At 41.9% G+C, this 16,444-nt stretch carries 17 protein-coding genes and 1 pseudogene; 15 read left to right on the top strand and 3 right to left on the bottom strand.

Going from position 1 to position 16,444, the window contains the following annotated elements:
• Window positions 1-46: 46 nt before the first annotated feature.
• The 10 genes from SLP02_RS21155 to SLP02_RS21110 all read left to right on the top strand — a co-directional run bounded on the left by SLP02_RS21155 (window position 47) and on the right by SLP02_RS21110 (window position 9,801).
• On the top strand, window positions 47-763 hold the full coding sequence (locus tag SLP02_RS21155) for a cysteine hydrolase family protein (protein WP_319422695.1): 717 nt from the start codon (window positions 47-49) through the stop codon (window positions 761-763).
• Window positions 764-887: 124 nt separating this feature from the next.
• Window positions 888-2,054 carry a BMP family ABC transporter substrate-binding protein gene (locus SLP02_RS21150; RefSeq protein WP_319422694.1) on the top strand — a complete coding sequence of 389 codons (1,167 nt, stop codon included), beginning with the start codon at window positions 888-890 and terminating at the stop codon, window positions 2,052-2,054.
• A complete protein-coding gene (locus SLP02_RS21145) occupies window positions 2,055-3,155 on the top strand; it encodes an ABC transporter permease (protein WP_319422693.1) in 1,101 nt (366 codons plus the stop codon).
• Between the two features lie 32 nt (window positions 3,156-3,187).
• The gene (locus SLP02_RS21140; protein WP_319422692.1) at window positions 3,188-4,114 is read left to right on the top strand and encodes an ABC transporter permease; all 927 of its coding nucleotides are present in this window, start codon (window positions 3,188-3,190) and stop codon (window positions 4,112-4,114) included.
• Between the two features lie 68 nt (window positions 4,115-4,182).
• Window positions 4,183-5,202 (top strand): formamidase, encoded by a 1,020-nt coding sequence (locus tag SLP02_RS21135; protein WP_319422691.1) that lies wholly within the window; start codon window positions 4,183-4,185, stop codon window positions 5,200-5,202.
• Window positions 5,199-5,582, top strand: coding sequence for an allophanate hydrolase-related protein (locus SLP02_RS21130; RefSeq protein WP_319422690.1), 384 nt, complete (start codon window positions 5,199-5,201; stop codon window positions 5,580-5,582). The genes SLP02_RS21135 and SLP02_RS21130 overlap by 4 nt, the downstream gene beginning before the upstream one ends.
• Window positions 5,583-5,611: 29 nt before the next feature.
• Entirely contained in the window at window positions 5,612-7,027 is a 1,416-nt protein-coding gene (locus tag SLP02_RS21125; RefSeq protein WP_319422689.1) for a uracil-xanthine permease family protein, read from the top strand.
• A 222-nt stretch (window positions 7,028-7,249) separates the two neighbouring features.
• Complete coding sequence (locus SLP02_RS21120) at window positions 7,250-7,930, top strand: biuret amidohydrolase (protein ID WP_319422688.1); 681 nt, start codon at window positions 7,250-7,252, stop codon at window positions 7,928-7,930.
• A gap of 510 nt (window positions 7,931-8,440) precedes the next feature.
• A complete protein-coding gene (gene psbA, locus SLP02_RS21115) occupies window positions 8,441-9,523 on the top strand; it encodes a photosystem II q(b) protein (RefSeq protein ID WP_319419943.1) in 1,083 nt (360 codons plus the stop codon).
• A 134-nt stretch (window positions 9,524-9,657) separates the two neighbouring features.
• Window positions 9,658-9,801 (top strand): hypothetical protein, encoded by a 144-nt coding sequence (locus SLP02_RS21110; protein WP_319418902.1) that lies wholly within the window; start codon window positions 9,658-9,660, stop codon window positions 9,799-9,801.
• 18 nt (window positions 9,802-9,819) lie between these two features.
• Here the strand turns inward: SLP02_RS21110 and SLP02_RS21105 are convergent, their stop codons facing one another.
• Together SLP02_RS21105 and SLP02_RS21100 are read right to left on the bottom strand one after the other, a co-directional pair.
• On the bottom strand, window positions 9,820-10,356 hold the full coding sequence (locus SLP02_RS21105) for a hypothetical protein (protein WP_319422687.1): 537 nt from the start codon (window positions 10,354-10,356) through the stop codon (window positions 9,820-9,822).
• Between the two features lie 92 nt (window positions 10,357-10,448).
• Entirely contained in the window at window positions 10,449-10,769 is a 321-nt protein-coding gene (locus SLP02_RS21100; protein WP_319422686.1) for a metal-dependent hydrolase, read from the bottom strand.
• 453 nt (window positions 10,770-11,222) lie between these two features.
• Here SLP02_RS21100 and SLP02_RS21095 point away from each other — a divergent pair.
• The 5 genes and pseudogenes from SLP02_RS21095 to SLP02_RS21075 form a co-directional block, all read left to right on the top strand.
• Window positions 11,223-11,850 (top strand): annotated as a pseudogene (locus SLP02_RS21095) (transposase); the annotation flags it as partial.
• A gap of 162 nt (window positions 11,851-12,012) precedes the next feature.
• Window positions 12,013-12,825, top strand: a complete 813-nt coding sequence (locus SLP02_RS21090) for an ISL3 family transposase (RefSeq protein WP_319423717.1) — start codon at window positions 12,013-12,015, stop codon at window positions 12,823-12,825.
• Window positions 12,826-12,829: 4 nt separating this feature from the next.
• Entirely contained in the window at window positions 12,830-13,189 is a 360-nt protein-coding gene (locus SLP02_RS21085) for a transposase (RefSeq protein ID WP_319422685.1), read from the top strand.
• Between the two features lie 158 nt (window positions 13,190-13,347).
• A complete protein-coding gene (locus SLP02_RS21080) occupies window positions 13,348-13,698 on the top strand; it encodes a cupredoxin domain-containing protein (protein WP_319422684.1) in 351 nt (116 codons plus the stop codon).
• Between the two features lie 1,049 nt (window positions 13,699-14,747).
• Window positions 14,748-15,095 (top strand): four-helix bundle copper-binding protein, encoded by a 348-nt coding sequence (locus tag SLP02_RS21075; RefSeq protein ID WP_319422683.1) that lies wholly within the window; start codon window positions 14,748-14,750, stop codon window positions 15,093-15,095.
• Window positions 15,096-15,253: 158 nt separating this feature from the next.
• Here the strand turns inward: SLP02_RS21075 and SLP02_RS21070 are convergent, their stop codons facing one another.
• On the bottom strand, window positions 15,254-16,375 hold the full coding sequence (locus SLP02_RS21070) for a precorrin-8X methylmutase (RefSeq protein WP_319422682.1): 1,122 nt from the start codon (window positions 16,373-16,375) through the stop codon (window positions 15,254-15,256).
• Between the last annotated feature and the right edge of the window lie 69 nt (window positions 16,376-16,444).

The following is a 16,444-nucleotide window of genomic DNA, read 5'->3' as shown; positions in this document are numbered from 1 at the left end:
ATGTAGGGAAGTAATAAGTAATAAGTAATAAGTAATAAATTAAGCTATGGTCTTAATCCCAGCCCTGCCCTACGAATATGAAATACCCAGCCTCGATCGCGTGGCGTTAGTAATTATTGATATGCAGCGAGATTTTTTAGAATCAGGGGGGTTCGGAGAGGCTTTAGGTAATGATATTAGTCAACTGCAAAAGATTGTGCCAACTGTCAAGCAGATCTTAGACACATTTCGCGATCGCGCTTTACCTATTTTTCATACGTTAGAAGGTCATCAAAGCGATCTATCTGATTGTCCACCATCAAAGCTACAGCGAGGTCAAAACCAGCTAAAAATAGGCGATATGGGTACTATGGGTCGAATATTAATTTTGGGAGAACCAGGTAACAATATTATTCCCGAATTGCAACCTCTTGCAAATGAGATAGTCATTGCCAAACCAGGTAAAGGAGCATTTTATCGAACCAGTTTAGAATCTTGGTTACAGGAAAAAAATATAACTCACCTAATCCTTACTGGAGTTACTACTGAAGTTTGCGTACAGACAACAATGCGCGAAGCTAACGATCGCGGTTATGAATGTTTGTTAGTTGAAGATGCCACTGCCAGCTATTTTCCTGAATTTAAACAATCTACCTTAGAGATGATTCGCGCTCAAGGAGGAATTGTGGGGTGGACTACGACGAGTGAAAATTTCATACAGGCTTTGTCTTTTAGTGGAGGCTATGTCAAAAACAATAAGTTGGATATGAGCTTTTATGAATAAACTGCTGCGAAATTTGGTTTTATTCCCAATTGAGGTGTTAAACACGGTTTATTTCAACCCTAGGCTACACGAAATTGCAATTAGCACTAATTTCTAACAAACTTGCTATGAAGAGTATAAATATATGAATAAAAAAAGTTTAAAATTATCCCGTCGTCAGATTGTTAGAGGCATATTAGCAACTACAGCCTTTGGTTTAACCGCGAAATTTGGCACTGGATGCACTAACCAAGCTTCATCGGATGAAACCGCCTCGGAAGCTGAACCAATTGTTGTCGGCTTTATTTATGTCGGTTCTAAAGATGATTTTGGCTACAATCAATCCCATGCAGAAGGGGCAGCAGCAGTTGCTCAACTGCCTGGGTTTAAAATTGTCGAACAGGCTAATGTTCCCGAAACTCAAGCCGTACAAGAGACAATGCGGGAGATGATAGAGATAGATGGGGCGAAAATTTTATTCCCTACCTCTTTTGGATACTTCGATCCGCACATTCTCAAAATAGCTGAAGAATTTCCCGAGGTGCAGTTTTTCCATGCTGGAGGACTTTATAAAGAGGGAATGCCAGAAAATGTCGGTACTTATTTTGGTTACATTGATGAGGCGCAATATATTGCTGGAGTTGTTGCCGCCAACAACACAAAAACTGGAAAACTAGGTTTTGTCGCTGCCAAGCCGATTCCCCAGGTCTTACGCAACATTAATGGCTATACATTAGGAGCAAAAAGCGTTAACCCTAAAATTACTACTCAAGTCGTGTTTACAGGAGATTGGGCTGCCCCTGTAAAAGAAGCAGAAGCGGTTGACAGTATGGTAAATCAAGGTGCTGATGTCATTACCTGCCATGTTGATAGTCCCAAAGTAGTCATCGAAACCGCGAGTAAACGAGGGGTTTTTTGTACGGGATACCATACCGATCAGTCGGCATTAGCACCCAAAGCCTATTTGACTGGGGCAGAGTGGGACTGGAAAAGTGTTTATACTCAGTATGCAAATTTGGTCAAAGAAGGTAAAACACTGATGAATGGAGAAATTCCCCATACAATTCGTGGCGGTCTTCCAGAAAATTTTTGGAAACTATCTGCTTATGGACCAGCAGTAAGTGAAGCGACTAAATCAGATGCCGAAGCAGTTAAAGACAAATTTGCTAATGGAACTATGGTAATTTACACAGGAGAACTTAAAGATAATCAGGGAAAAATAATTCTTCCCGATGGCAAATCTTACCAACAAACTGCGCTCGAACTAGAGACAACAGATTGGCTAGTAGACGGGGTGCAAGGAAGTGTTTAAATGATTGATCGATATAACTGGCGTAAAAGTTTAGAAGCAATTTGTATTCCAGTGGGTGCAGTTTTGGCAGCACTGATTATCTTTGGAATTTTTTGTGCCGTAGTGGGGGCAAATCCCCTGGAGGTTTACGGCTCAATTTATAAGGCAGCCTTTGGCGGATGGAGTGCTTGGCAAAGAACATTTATTCAAGCTTCGCCTTTGATGTTGAGTTCTTTGTGTACTGTACTTCCAGCCCGTTTGGGATTAGTAATTATTGGCAATGAAGGTGCATTAGTCATGGGGGGATTAGGTGCAATTATAGTTGGGCTTGCGTTAGATGAATCTTTATCTCCAGTACTGATTCAAATCAGTATGGCAATGGGAGGAATGCTGTTTGGCGGAATTTGGATTGCGATCGCAGGAGCCTTGCGTCATTATCGAGCCGTGAATGAAACCATTAGCAGTTTGCTCTTAAACTATATTGCGATCGCCCTACTCAATCATTTAGTGGGCGGACCAATGCGCGATCCGAGTTCTCTGAATAAGCCGTCAACTTTTCCGATTGCCGAAATTAACCGCTTGGGTGATATACCTGGTACTCGTATTCACTATGGCTTAATCTATGGGCTAATTGCCTGTGTTGTGGCATATGTCTTAATTCAGCGCACCACCTTTGGTTTTGCCGCTCGCACTGCTGGAGGAAATGTTCGTGCCGCACAGATAGCAGGACTCCCAGTCGGTAAATTGACTATTATCATCTGTTTTTTAGCAGGTTCTTGTGCAGGTTTAGCAGGCATGGTTGAGGTAGCGGCAGTTCAGGGCGTGGCAAATGAATCTCTCAATGTAGGTTACGGCTATGGCGGTATTTTAGTCGCTTTCGTCGCTCGTCATAATCCCTTGGCAGCAGCATTGGTAGCGACTTTGCTGGGTGGTATTTTGGCTAGCGGTGGCATTCTACAGCGATCGCACAATCTTCCCGATGCTACAGTTCTAGTTTTCCAAGGTTTGGTTTTTTTGATGGTATTGTACAGCGATTCTCTTTATGGACGTTTTGCTTTCTTTCAAGAACGAAAAAAACCCCTCAGTAATCTTACTCCTGATGACCAATTGTCTCGTGTTTAGTTCAATGACTAACAACTAACAACTAATAAAATATGGCTACAGAAGCATTAGGTTGGTGGGGCGTACCACTAGGCATTATTGCTGGAACATTCAAGGGTAGCGTTCCCTTTTTGTTCGTCAGTTTGGGAGAATGCCTCACCGAAAAAAGCGGCAAAATTAACCTAGGATTAGAAGGGACTCTATTAACTGGAGCGATGAGTTCCTATGCCATCTCCTATTTAACGGGTTCTCCTTGGCTGGGGGTATTGTTTGCGGGACTGGCAGGAATGGTTTTAGGTGTGGTTCACGGCTGGCTCTCTCAACAGCCGAGAGTTAATGATGTGGCAGTAGGCATTGCCATGATTATTTTTGGTAGCGGAGTTGCATTTTTCCTTGGTAAACCTTTTATCAAACCTGCTGCTACTCAACTTCCCACGCTCGACTTGGGTAATTGGAGTAGTATTTCTCAAGTCCAAGCAGCACTTAAAATTAGTCCTTTATTTATTTTGGGAATCGCGATCGCTTTTTTAATGCAGTGGTTTTTTAAATCTACTCGCTGGGGCTTGTACATCCGCGCTGTAGGAGATTATCCCGATGCTGCCAGGGCAATGGGCATCTCAGTGTTTAAAGTCAGAATGCTGAGTGTTACCATCGGCAGTTTTTTAGCGGGAATTGGCGGTGCTTCTCTTTCTCTTTACTATCCTGGTGTTTGGACAGAACAAATTTCTAGCGGTCAAGGATTGATAGCAGTAGCACTAGTAATCTTTGCTCGCTGGAATCCAATTCAGTGTCTTTATGCTTCGCTATTGTTCGGCGGTGCGCGCTCAATTGGACCTGCCCTGCAATCGGTAGGAATTGATTGGGGTTACTATCTTTTTAATGCCATTCCCTACGTCTTAACTTTGGTAATTATGATTATTACCTGTTCCCCCAAACGACGGTTGACTGGCGCACCAGGGGCATTGGGTACGAATAAATGAACAATAACGGTAAGGGCGGTTCGCGAATTGCCCCTACTAACAACTAACAACTAACAACTAACAAAATTATGAGTGGACTTGGTGGCTTAAATAAATCTCCTGCTGGGGTCGTTCTCGGTATGGTACAACTTCAGTTACCTAACGTGGTAACGCCCGACGATTTGGCAGCGCAAACCCAAAGAATTTGCGATTTAGTAGGCAAAGCTAGACGCAATATGCCAACCATGGATCTAGTCGTGTTTCCAGAATATGCTTTGCATGGCTTATCTATGGATACCAATCCAGAAATTATGTGTCGCTTGGATGGTGCAGAAGTGTCAGCTTTCAGGGCGGCCTGTCAGAAGCATAAAATCTGGGGCTGCTTTTCAATTATGGAATACAATCCACACGGTAATCCTTACAATAGCGGCATTATTATCGACGATCGCGGGGAATTAAAGCTTTACTATCGCAAATTACATCCTTGGGTTCCCGTCGAACCGTGGGAACCAGGTAATTTAGGTATTCCCGTGTGTGAAGGACCAAACGGCAGCACCATCGCCCTAATTATTTGCCATGATGGAATGTTTCCCGAAATGGCGCGAGAATGTGCCTACAAAGGGGCAGAAATTATGATTCGTACCGCAGGTTATACTGCACCGATTCGTCATTCTTGGCGCATTACTAATCAAGCCAATGCCTTTTGCAATTTGATGTACACTGCCTCGGTCTGTATGTGTGGGACAGATGGAACTTTTGATTCCATGGGAGAAGGTGCAATTGTCAACTTTGACGGTATGCCTTTAGTTACAGGAAGCGATCGCCCCAATGAAATAATTACTGCCGAAGTTAGACCCGATCTAGTGCGCGAAGCCCGTAAACACTGGGCAGTAGAAAACAACATCTATCAGTTTGGTCATCGGGGTTATGTGGCGGTCAAAGGTGGTGCCAAAGACTGTCCGTATACCTATATGCAGGACTTGGTTAATGGCAATTATCGCTTACCTTGGGAAAATGAAGTAGTTCACACAGACGGTACATCCTGCGGTTTTCCCACACCCACTAGAGAATATCAGGCATTACCCATGTCCGCACCAGTCGAGTCATGAGCGATATTGAGCTTGCCGTCAACGGAACTTTAATGCGGGGGTTGGAACTTAATCAAAATCTTCTGGCAGTAAAAGCTACTTTTGTTAAAGAAGCCTTTACTGAACCTGCATATCGCCTGTTTTCTATCGATGATGTTCACCCTGCCATGATGCGTGTGTCTGAAAAAGGTAAGGCGATCGCCGTTGAAGTTTGGGCTGTTCCTCCAGCAGGTTTGGCTAAAATACTGCTCAAAGAACCTCCAGGCTTGTGTATTGGCAAAATAATGCTCGATAATGGGTCAGAAATTCTCGGTGTTGTTGGCGAATCGATTTGCTGCGAAAACGGTAAAGAAATTACTCAATATGGTGGCTGGCGTAACTATATTAACTCCCAAAATTAATACTTTTCTTTTGTAAGAGCGAAACTTCAATGACCGATCGAAATCCATTGCAATTAGATGTCTCTGCCGAAACCGCTAGCGTGCATGAATCTCCACCGCTAAAACCCCAAGCCACAGATATGATTTATGGATTGGAGGCTAAACCTGCCTTGCCAGAAACTCTTGCTGCTGCTCTACAACACGTACTGGCAGCCTTCGTTAATATCATTGCCCCTGCCCTCGTGGTCGGGAACAGTATCGGTTTGGAAGCTAATGATATCAGCTTTCTAGTTAGTATGTCGCTGTTTATCTCTGGTATTGCTACATTCATTCAAATTCACCGCATCGGTCCGATTGGTTCGGGTTTATTAAGCATTCAGGGAACTAGTTTTGCATTTGTCGGAACGATTGTGACTGTTGGCACCGCCGCGATCGAGTCAGGACGTTCGCCAACTCAAACCTTGGCTAACTTACTGACTATTTGTCTACTAGGTTCATTTATTGAGATTATTCTCAGCCAGTTCATTAAACCCCTCAAAAAAGTCATAACTCCTCTGGTGAGTGGTATTGTTGTCGTGCTAATTGGGTTAGTTTTAATTCGGGTAGCGGTTACAGCAATGGCAGGTGGTCCAGGTTCAGAGGAAGCGGGTACGTTTGCCAGCCTAGAAAACCTTGGTGTTTCGCTACTGGTATTAACTGTAATTGTTGTCCTCAATTGCACTGGCAGTAACTTCCTTCGTATGTCAGCAATTCTCATTGGCTTAGTGGTAGGCTATCTCGTTGCCTTGCCTCTAGGTATGCTGAACTTTAGCAGTTTGGGTCAGCTTCCTTATATAACTGTGCCGATTCCGTTTCGATATGGATTTGATTTTAGCTTGGCTGGATTTATTCCTTTAGCGTTTTTGTATGTAATTACAACCATTGAATCCATTGGTGATTTGACCGCAACTTCAATGCTAGTAGGAGAACCCATTGAGGGGGAAATCTATTTACGGCGAGTCAAGGGAGGAATTTTAGGAGACGGAGTAAACTCTTTGATTGCAGCGTGTTTCAACACATTTCCTAACACAACTTTTAGTCAAAATAACGGCGTGATTCAATTGACAGGTGTGGGCAGTCGCTATGTAGGATATTTTATTGCTGGAATTTTAGTGTTGCTAGGACTATTTCCGCTCGTTGGAGGATTGTTTCAGGCTATGCCTCAACCTGTTTTGGGGGGCGCAACGCTGCTGATGTTTAGCTCAGTTGTAGCATCTGGTATCAAGATTCTGCAAGGTGTGAATTTGAGTCAGCGCAATACGCTAATTTTAATTGTTTCTCTAGGACTTGGTATGGGGGTTTCGTTTGTACCAGAAATTTTAGAAAATACGCCCTATTTAATCAAAAGCGTTTTCTCCTCTGGCATTGCTACAGGAGGGATAGCAGCCCTCGTTCTTAATATAATAGTGCCTGGCGATCGCGAGTAAAAAGTTCGCAGTCTCGACCAGACATCTCCAACAACCTGTACGATGACAATTACTCCAGGGGCAAACTTATGCTGACTATAGTATCATCTTTACCCTCTATACTCCTGATGTACTATTCTATCCGATGCAAGTCCACACAGAGGTCGCTCTTTAAGAAGATGAGCTTGGACTGAGCAGATTGACAATCACTAATCTCAACAATCTCAATTCGTCATGTTACCTATGTTTATTTCAGCAGAACCCTATCCCTATCCCTATAATGGCGATTTGCGACCTGGAAACACGGTGTTGTTAATTATCGATATGCAGACCGACTTCTGCGGTATTGGGGGTTATGTTGATAAGATGGGCTACAACCTATCGTTAACCCGTGCGCCAATCGAACCGATTGCTAAAGTCCTTGGAATAATGCGAGATAAGGGTTTTCATATCATGCACACCCGCGAGGGGCATCGCCGCGATCTAGCAGATTTGCCCGCCAATAAACGCTGGCGGAGTCGTCAAATTGGTGCTGGAATCGGCGATCCAGGTCCGTGTGGCAAAATTTTAGTACGAGGTGAACCTGGATGGGAAATCATTTCCGAACTTGCCCCTCTTCCTGAAGAAACCATTATTGATAAGCCAGGAAAAGGCTCGTTTTATGCCACCGATTTAGACTTAATTTTAAAAGGTAAAGGCATCCAAAATATTATTTTATCAGGCATTACCACCGATGTTTGCGTTCATACGACGATGCGTGATGCTAACGATCGCGGTTATGAATGTTTGCTGCTGTCTGACTGTACAGGGGCAACGGATTACGCTAATCATTTAGCAGCGTTAAAGATGATCCAAATGCAAGGGGGTGTCTTTGGTACAGTGGCAGATTCTCAAGCATTGATTGAAGCGATCGAGACTATGTAATATGAAACACAAAAAATAATACAGACAAATCCTGCCCCAGTTCCCTAATCTATTAGTCATGCCATTTGTAGCAATCATTTAAGTATTTTGTATTACTATGGCGAGAATGGAACAGCAGCACCCTCGACAGTCGCTACAACGGAGTTTCCCTGCCTTCTGATTCAGCACCCGTTAGCGTTCCCTTGCTAGGGAAGCGTTCCTTTGCGCCTTCGGACGACGCGGTGAGAAAGGACGCTTCGTCCGCATCTGAGTCCGTTGGGCGGGTTTCCCGACTTGCGAAGCAGCGCGGTCTTGTTGGTTTCCAACAAAGAGCGACTGCTGAGGGCGAAGGAACTGTCGAACCCTTTAGGCGATCGCTCGTCAAGAATATTGTTACATAACTTGACAAAGTATTAATACTTAGCTATATTGATTACATAGACAAAAGAGACACATTATTTTTTACCTCGTTTCTAAGTCTGGTTCTAGAAATAGAACACCAATATATATACACACGCAATCATAAAACAAATGACAACCACTCTACAACAAACCCAAACCCAGAATAGCTGGGAAAGGTTCTGTCAGTGGATCACCAGCACCAACAACCGCATTTATGTCGGTTGGTTCGGCGTCTTGATGATTCCTACACTACTTGCAGCAACAACCTGTTTCCTAATCGCCTTCGTCGCAGCACCACCAGTAGACATCGATGGTATCAGAGAGCCTGTAGCAGGTTCCTTGCTTTACGGAAACAACATCATATCTGGTGCAGTAGTACCTAGTTCTAACGCAATTGGTCTTCACTTCTACCCAATTTGGGAAGCAGCTTCACTTGATGAGTGGCTGTATAACGGTGGACCATACCAACTGATTGTCTTTCACTTCTTGATCGGCGTATTCTCATACCTCGGTCGTCAGTGGGAACTATCATTCCGTTTAGGAATGCGTCCTTGGATATGTGTAGCTTACTCAGCACCTGTATCGGCAGCCACAGCAGTATTTCTTATCTATCCACTAGGACAAGGAAGCTTCAGTGATGGAATGCCTCTGGGTATCTCTGGAACATTCAACTTCATGTTGGTATTCCAAGCAGAACACAATATTCTGATGCACCCCTTCCATATGTTAGGAGTAGCAGGAGTATTCGGTGGAGCATTATTCTCCGCCATGCACGGTTCACTAGTAACATCTTCTTTAGTTCGTGAAACAACTGAAACCGAATCACAAAACTACGGATACAAATTCGGACAAGAAGAAGAAACCTACAACATCGTCGCAGCCCACGGCTACTTCGGTCGTCTAATCTTCCAATACGCATCCTTCAACAACTCCAGAGCCTTGCACTTCTTCTTAGGAGCATGGCCAGTGATTGGAATCTGGTTAACAGCAATGGGAATATCCACCATGGCGTTCAACCTAAATGGATTCAACTTCAACCAGTCGGTAATGGATTCACAAGGACGTGTAGTCAACACTTGGGCAGACATCTTAAACCGAGCTAACCTGGGTTTTGAGGTAATGCACGAACGTAACGCTCACAACTTCCCGCTTGATTTAGCAAGTGGCGCTCAAGCTCCTGTAGCATTAACTGCACCTGCAATTAACGGGTAATAATAAAATAGAGTTAGATAACTCTCAAAGAATTTAGTAAAAAGCGTTCTCGCCTTGATAAAGTAACGAGAACGCTTTTTGCTTTCAAGAATACTCAGCTATAAATATAAAGTTCATCTCCTAGAATTATCATCATGTTTTTAATCTGTTTACTGTTAATCGGTTTGATCGCGAGCGCAACTGTTACCGATACTGAACTTTCTACTGTTGAGCTTGCAGAATTTATCCCTGTTCATGTTCGCCTAGACAAGGCAGACAGCTTGAGAAAGTTTGGCTAAGACTGTATTACCTCAATCTCAACTGTCCCTACTGCATACTGTTCTCTCACTTATGGCGATTGCACTATCCAAACTACAATAACTAAACTTCAAACTACTCCCACTCAAAACAGCAGTAGTTATCTGATTAGGTTCAATAGGTATCTTGACATCTTCTGGGAAATCTACCGTTAGTTCTCCGTTTGAATAGATGTCTGCATCTTTATCAGCCTGCTGTAGTTCTTGTAGAGGCTGTACGGCACTTTCATCATTGAAACTAAGATTTATTATTTTAGTCTTGGCAGCTTCGTCTACTTCAATAGTCACTTTGCTTGTAATTATCTGCTCGCCAGTCTTATAAACACCTTTACCATCGGCATCGCTCGTCCAAAAGCCAGCGAGGATCGCATAGACATTATAAGTAGCAGCATTTTGGTTATAAATTCTAACGATGCCATCTCTCAAACCTAAATTCTGTGAAACTTTTTGAGTTATTCCCCCGCCGTTAGCCAGATGGATTCCCAATGTTGGTAGAGCGATCGCCATACCTAAAACCCATAGTTCGCGACTCCCCACCAATCTTTAGTCTGCGTCTTGGATTTGATACGCTAATAGCCCAGACAGGTTCGGGATAAAATAGCTGTACTCTTTGCTTGGTGAAGGTATCGCTAAAACAGGCACTTAAGACGACCTAAAGGTAAGGCGATCGCAGCTTTTATGTTGCCATGTAGAAAGAAATAGTTAACAGCTAGACCTACCGCAGTAATACCCGCCGTAGCCAGCCAAGAATGAGTAATGGAACGATGAGGAAAACGATCCTCGATCCAAGAGCTAATCGGATAGAAGATTTCGCCAATGGTGCTAGTAGTGGTGTTGACGTCGGCAAGCTGTGAGCCGAGGATAGCTAAACCTAAAGATAAAGGGCTAGCAGTGCCAAGGATTAAGGAAGTTCTAGAGAGTGCGATCGCTGCGTGAGTAATGGACATCATGAGCGGATGAAAAAGTAGAGTTACTTTACCAGTTAGTTTGAACAAATTCTTCAGTAGTCGTATTTTTTATAACGCCTACCTGTAAACCATCTAGAGATAGATTAGGATTAATTTCGGTCTGACGCTCTTTTTTACTCAAAAAACGAGTTACTGTCGCCCAAATTTGTTGAGAAAAAGCGATTCCTTGAACATCTTGGCCGATGGTGTTGAGACCACATTCGAGATGAACTGTCTCTTCTTAAACTAGAGAAAAACAATTTTCCAAAGTGGAAGGTAACTTTACTAATTCTATGCCTAAGTCTAAACACAGCTTGTCAGCTAAATGCTTTTGAAGTCCAACAGCTAAGTCACTACAGTAATCAGTCCACCGCTGTGACTCATCGATATAGCAATACGTGGCTAGGTTAGGACAAAATTAGCTAAAATAAAAGCGCTCGCCAAAACCGAAAAATAATGCCTGCTCCCTATAGCTACGATTTAAGAAAAAAAGCCGTAGATGCCTGTTCTAGAGGTGAAAAGAAGAGAACTATTTGTCGATTGATGAAAATAAGCCGTAACACCTTAGACCTATGGCTGAAAAGAGAACAAGAAACAGGAGACTTTAAAGCGGTCGCCGAGCGTCTTACCAGAGAAGAGCGAAAAATTCAGGATTTAGAGAGATTCAAACAGTTTGTTAAACAACATAAAGATAAGACACAACAGCAAATGGCAGATTTGTGGGGAGAGAATCTTACCCAGCAAAATATTAGTGATGGAATTAAAAAGTTAGGCATAACCAGAAAAAAAGCGGTCAGACCCCGCGTCGCCGACAGGCGCAAGACAAAGGGCTTGCCCGCATGTACGCTGACCAAGACAAACTTACGGGTATCAAGAAACAGATGAAGAGAAAAGAAAAGAATTTCAAGAGCAACTAAAACATCAACAGGCAAATAACCTAGTTTATGTGGATGAAGCAGGATTCGATAACCGAGACGATTATCCCTATGGTTATAGCCCCAAAGGAGAAAGATGTTAGGCACTCAAATCTGGTAAAAGAAATGAGAGAGTAAGTTGGATTGCTGCATTTAAAGAAGGAAAGATGAAGCAGAGAGTTAAAGAATTTGAGACTGTTAGAGAATGTGTTGATACAGCTTTCAAAAAATGTCCTAACGTATATGCGTAATGCTATATTTATGTCAGAAAACCAGCCCTTAAACAATTCTCGTTTACTACAACATTTACTACCTGATTTTTTTGCCTCAAGATAACATCTTGGTCAATCAGTGAGACAGAAAACAAACTAACAATACAAGTCAAAACCCAGAATATACAAGCAGTTTGTCCAATTTGTAATTCAACAAGCGATATTGTTCATAGTAATTATCAGCGATCGCTATTAGATGTATCTTGGGGGAACTATCAAGTCTGTTTGAAGCTTTCAACCCGAAAATTATTTTGTTCAAACTCAAATTGTGAGCGTCGAATTTTCACACAGAGATTACCCAAAATAGCAGCACCTTGGGCGAGACGAACAGAGCGATTGAATATTCAACTTATTAAAGTAGGTTTAGCACAGGGAGGATTACCAGGGTCACGTTTGACTCAACACTTAGGAGTAAAAATTAGCCGTCAAACCCTACTCAGGTTAGTAATGAAAATGCCATTACCATCTCACCCTGTCCCAAAAGTCTTAGGAGTTGATGACTGGGCTTATCGTAAACGCCACACCTACGGTACTATTTTGGTAGATTTGGAAACTCGTCAGCCAATAGACTTGTTATCTGACCGCACAGCTACAACTTTAGCCGAATGGCTACAAGAGCATCCTGGGGTTGAAATCATCTCCAGAGATAGAGCCAAAGCTTATAAAGAAGGAGCGTCAAGAGGATGTCCAGAAGCCATTCAAATAGCAGACCGCTTCCACTTACTACAAAATTTAGCTCAAATGTTAGAAGTAGTGTTGAATCAACACCGAACATTACTGAAGAATGTGGAAGATGAGACCAATAATTGTCCGATTATTGAAGATCAAAAAGTTGTAGCTCAACCAAAACAAAGCCGAAACGGAAGCCATTGAATTATTGAAAAAACAACATCCAGATCTTAATACGGGAATTTCTTTAGCAATGGATTTTGCCGATTTAGTTCGTCGAAAAGCGGTGCGACCCCGCGTCGCCGACAGGCGCAAGGGAACGCGCACCAAGAAACAAAATAAATTAGCAGAATGGTTGAAAAACGCCGAGGAAAGTAAGATAAGAGCCATTAGTGGTTTTGCGAACAAACTAAAAGATGATTTAGATGCAGTCACAAATGGAGTGACTTATCAATGGAGCAATGGGCAAGTAGAAGGACAAGTTAATCGACTCAAGATGTTAAAAAGGCAAATGTATGGACGTGCCAGTCACGAACTACTCAAGAAAAGATTTTTGTGTCCTGTCTAGTAGGCTAGCGATCGCTAGTTCTTGAGTTCACCAAAAGTGTGCAAGACCCCAAAATAATAGAGAGATAAAAATCAATGCCTGCTTCGGCTAGGGAAATTAGCCAGTTTCAGAAGATAGAATAGCCTATAGATTTAAAGCTAGCGGTTGCTGTAGGTGGTTTGGGCTTAATAGGTGCAGAACTTTGGTGGTTCATGTTTAATAAAACTAAATCCCAGAAAGCTCAAACTAAACAAGGGATTCAAGAGGTTAATATTATGGTAGACGATGGTTATACACTCGACAGAATCGAAGTAACTGCTGGCGAACCTGTTAGATTAAACTTTTATCGTCAAGATCCTAGTAGCTGTCTAGAACAGGTATTATTACCCGACTTCAATAAAGCATTGGATTTGACTCTCAATCAAACTAATTCTATAGAAATCGTACCAAAAAAACTAGGTGAATATATCTTTACCTGCGGGATGAATATGTATCGAGGAGTAATTAAAACAGAAGCTGATGAAAGTTGATTTATTGGCTAAAAATAATGACCGATGGTTAATTATATAGTAGTAGACGAACGGGAAAAATACTGCCTCTATTGAATTGGCTCTCGACTTCAATACTACCCCACTGAGCGATCGCAATTAATTGGCAATAATCATTGAAAATAGAAAATATCTAGCATTATTCATAAATTTTACGACGATGAGCAATAAAAATTACATTGACTATAACTAATTCATCTTCTATAGAATAAACAACTCGGTAATCTCCCACTCAAAGCGCGATAATAGCCAGAATAAGAACCTTTTAATGGCTTGATGTTGGAATGAGAACGAGAACTATTTTATAGGTTTTTGAAGCATCTTGCTAATTTTTTAGCTAGAGTTTTATCGCTTTTAGCAAAAACTTTTTCAGCTTAAGCAAGATAACCAAACTTTATACATCGTCTCTAATCATACGCAAATCTTTAGTTTTTCCTTCTTTAACTTGCCGATTTGCTTTTTTGAAAGCAGACTCAAAACCTGCAATACTTAATAACTCTTTCGTTGCATCGGCATCATTCTCACTTGTTAACTCTTCCCATAATTCAATTGGAACAATTACAGCAATCCGATTGCGAAGCTAGCCGTTAGGCATCGCCTTTTTCATCGGATATATATTTTAGATCGGGCATATTCATCAAGATGTTATTTAAATATTCGGTTTGATTTATTTTATCAAATGGTTCTTGGTTTGACGATCTCCTGAGCTACAGCCAACACTAATCTTGAATCTACCATTTGCCGAAAGCGATCGCTATTTCTCTCCTCAAATCATTATAAAGATTAGAGCTTATTTTTCTATTGAAATATTGATTTTTATATTTTTGATTTTAATTAAAGAATGCTTTTTTATGCTAACTGCTACTGCTTTATTAACAAAGAAATATTAAATCAGCATGAAATTTAAGTAGGTCAATAGCAATGAATCAAGACTGTTCCCTTGGTTAGATGAAATGATGGTTTGTTTATTTGTAATTTATAACTTGAAGGCGAATAAACTCGTTTTGATTAATTATTAGGAAAGCAAAATTATGACAGCTACTCAAACTCAATCATCCAATTTAGAATCTTGTATTCAGGCTTGTCTGGATTGTCTAAAAGACTGCGAGAACTGCGCTACTGCCTGTCTCAACAGCGATATGGTGCAAATGATGTCCAAGTGTATTGAATTATGCCGTGACTGTTCTGATACTTGCAGTCTTTGCGCTCGTTTGATGATGCGTAAATCGGGTATTCACGCTCAAATGTGTGGCGTATGTGCTGAAGCTTGCGATCGCTGTGCTGAAGAGTGCGGAAGTCATGGTAGTGACCACTGTAAACGCTGTGCAGAGTCCTGTCGTCGTTGTGCAGAATCTTGTCGTCAGATGGCAGCAGCATAAATATAAGACGTTGTGCTTACTTGCTGAAGTGCAAAGGTACAACGTCAAAAATTCGATTATACAATCTTGACTCTCTAGTTTACTAGAGAGTTCAGACTTGAAATAAGACCTTCTTTCAAGTCATTTATACATCATTAGTTTCGCCAATTTTCTCAAATCTATTGTTTGAGGTAACAGTGACAATTAGGCTTTTCGATTGTCGATTGAGCGATCGCATTTAATGTAGTCCCTGCTAATAAACCACCGCCAAAAGTTCCTGAAATAGTAATAAAAGGCACGCCAGAATCGATTAGCAAACGCTTTGCAGCAGGAGCATGACTAAAGCCAATGGGCATCCCAATGACCAAAGCTGGCTTTATTTGTCTATTTTTTACTGCTTGACAGATACTTACTAATACAGAAGGAGCATAGCCGACGACTATAATACAGCCAGGTTTTAACTGAAGTAATTTTTCTTGCCAGGATTTACTCTGCCAAAATTCTTGCTCCGCCTCGGCAACACTAATAATATGCGGATTATCAATCAAGGTATCGACATGACATCCGAGATGGGCAAGCCGAGGACGATCTAAAACAGCCGTAATTGCCCGAACATCTGTAACAATCTGACAGCCAGATTTTAATCCTTCACGAGCAGCAGCGATTGCCTGCTTACTTACTCTCAGAAAATGCACTAGGCTCACATCTCCACAGGCTAGCACCAGTTGAGAAATTAAATCGACTTCAATTTCCGATCGCCCTGATAAATCTGGTAAAAGATTTTCCAAGGATTCGGGAAATCTTTCTGGATGAGCCAGTGTCGAAGCATCAAGAGCTTTCCATAGAGTATCCATTTGGTCAAAGTCACCTTCAAATGATTTAATCTGATCGGCATTTAATAGCTTTATTTTGGCGATCGCCTCGGCTCGAACAGTTTGACAGGCGCGATCGCCTCCTAACACTCTTTCTAAAGCAGACGCGGTTTGTCGCAGTCTAGTTATTTGTTGAATTACCGCATGATAATGCTGCTGTAGTTGGTCAATTAGCGTAACTGTAGCTGCTCGATCTGGTTCATTTTCTAGTAGCTTGCGGATATGCTCTAGCTGAAATCCCTGTTGTTTGAGTGCCACAATCCGTTGCAGATATTGAACATGGTTTTGGGTATAGAGACGGTAATTGCTCGGCGATCTAATTGCTTCGGGTAGTAAGCCAATTTGATGATAATGACGCACCATGCGAGGCGTTATCTCCCCTCCCACTTTTTCCGTCAGCTTTTTGATAGTTAGGTATTTAGTAGACATGAAAATTTTGCTCTATACACTTGACCTTAACATTAGTGTCAAGGTTTATCTTAATTGAAGTAATTAGTA

It is taken from the genome of Pleurocapsa sp. FMAR1 (assembly GCF_963665995.1).
GTDB lineage: Bacteria > Cyanobacteriota > Cyanobacteriia > Cyanobacteriales > Xenococcaceae > Waterburya.
The sequence above is the reverse complement of the archived record's forward strand: the minus strand, read 5'-3'. Positions and strand labels throughout refer to the sequence as shown.

Coding starts and splice junctions, on each gene's coding strand:
- SLP02_RS21130 (WP_319422690.1), top strand. CDS start 5,199: ATGAGCGATATTGAGCTTGCCGTCAACGGAACTTTAATGCGGGGGTTG.
- SLP02_RS21110 (WP_319418902.1), top strand. CDS start 9,658: ATGTTTTTAATCTGTTTACTGTTAATCGGTTTGATCGCGAGCGCAACT.
- SLP02_RS21120 (WP_319422688.1), top strand. CDS start 7,250: ATGTTTATTTCAGCAGAACCCTATCCCTATCCCTATAATGGCGATTTG.
- SLP02_RS21155 (WP_319422695.1), top strand. CDS start 47: ATGGTCTTAATCCCAGCCCTGCCCTACGAATATGAAATACCCAGCCTC.
- psbA (WP_319419943.1), top strand. CDS start 8,441: ATGACAACCACTCTACAACAAACCCAAACCCAGAATAGCTGGGAAAGG.
- SLP02_RS21125 (WP_319422689.1), top strand. CDS start 5,612: ATGACCGATCGAAATCCATTGCAATTAGATGTCTCTGCCGAAACCGCT.
- SLP02_RS21145 (WP_319422693.1), top strand. CDS start 2,055: ATGATTGATCGATATAACTGGCGTAAAAGTTTAGAAGCAATTTGTATT.
- SLP02_RS21135 (WP_319422691.1), top strand. CDS start 4,183: ATGAGTGGACTTGGTGGCTTAAATAAATCTCCTGCTGGGGTCGTTCTC.
- SLP02_RS21140 (WP_319422692.1), top strand. CDS start 3,188: ATGGCTACAGAAGCATTAGGTTGGTGGGGCGTACCACTAGGCATTATT.
- SLP02_RS21150 (WP_319422694.1), top strand. CDS start 888: ATGAATAAAAAAAGTTTAAAATTATCCCGTCGTCAGATTGTTAGAGGC.
- SLP02_RS21070 (WP_319422682.1), bottom strand. CDS start 16,375: ATGTCTACTAAATACCTAACTATCAAAAAGCTGACGGAAAAAGTGGGA.
- SLP02_RS21075 (WP_319422683.1), top strand. CDS start 14,748: ATGACAGCTACTCAAACTCAATCATCCAATTTAGAATCTTGTATTCAG.
- SLP02_RS21100 (WP_319422686.1), bottom strand. CDS start 10,769: ATGATGTCCATTACTCACGCAGCGATCGCACTCTCTAGAACTTCCTTA.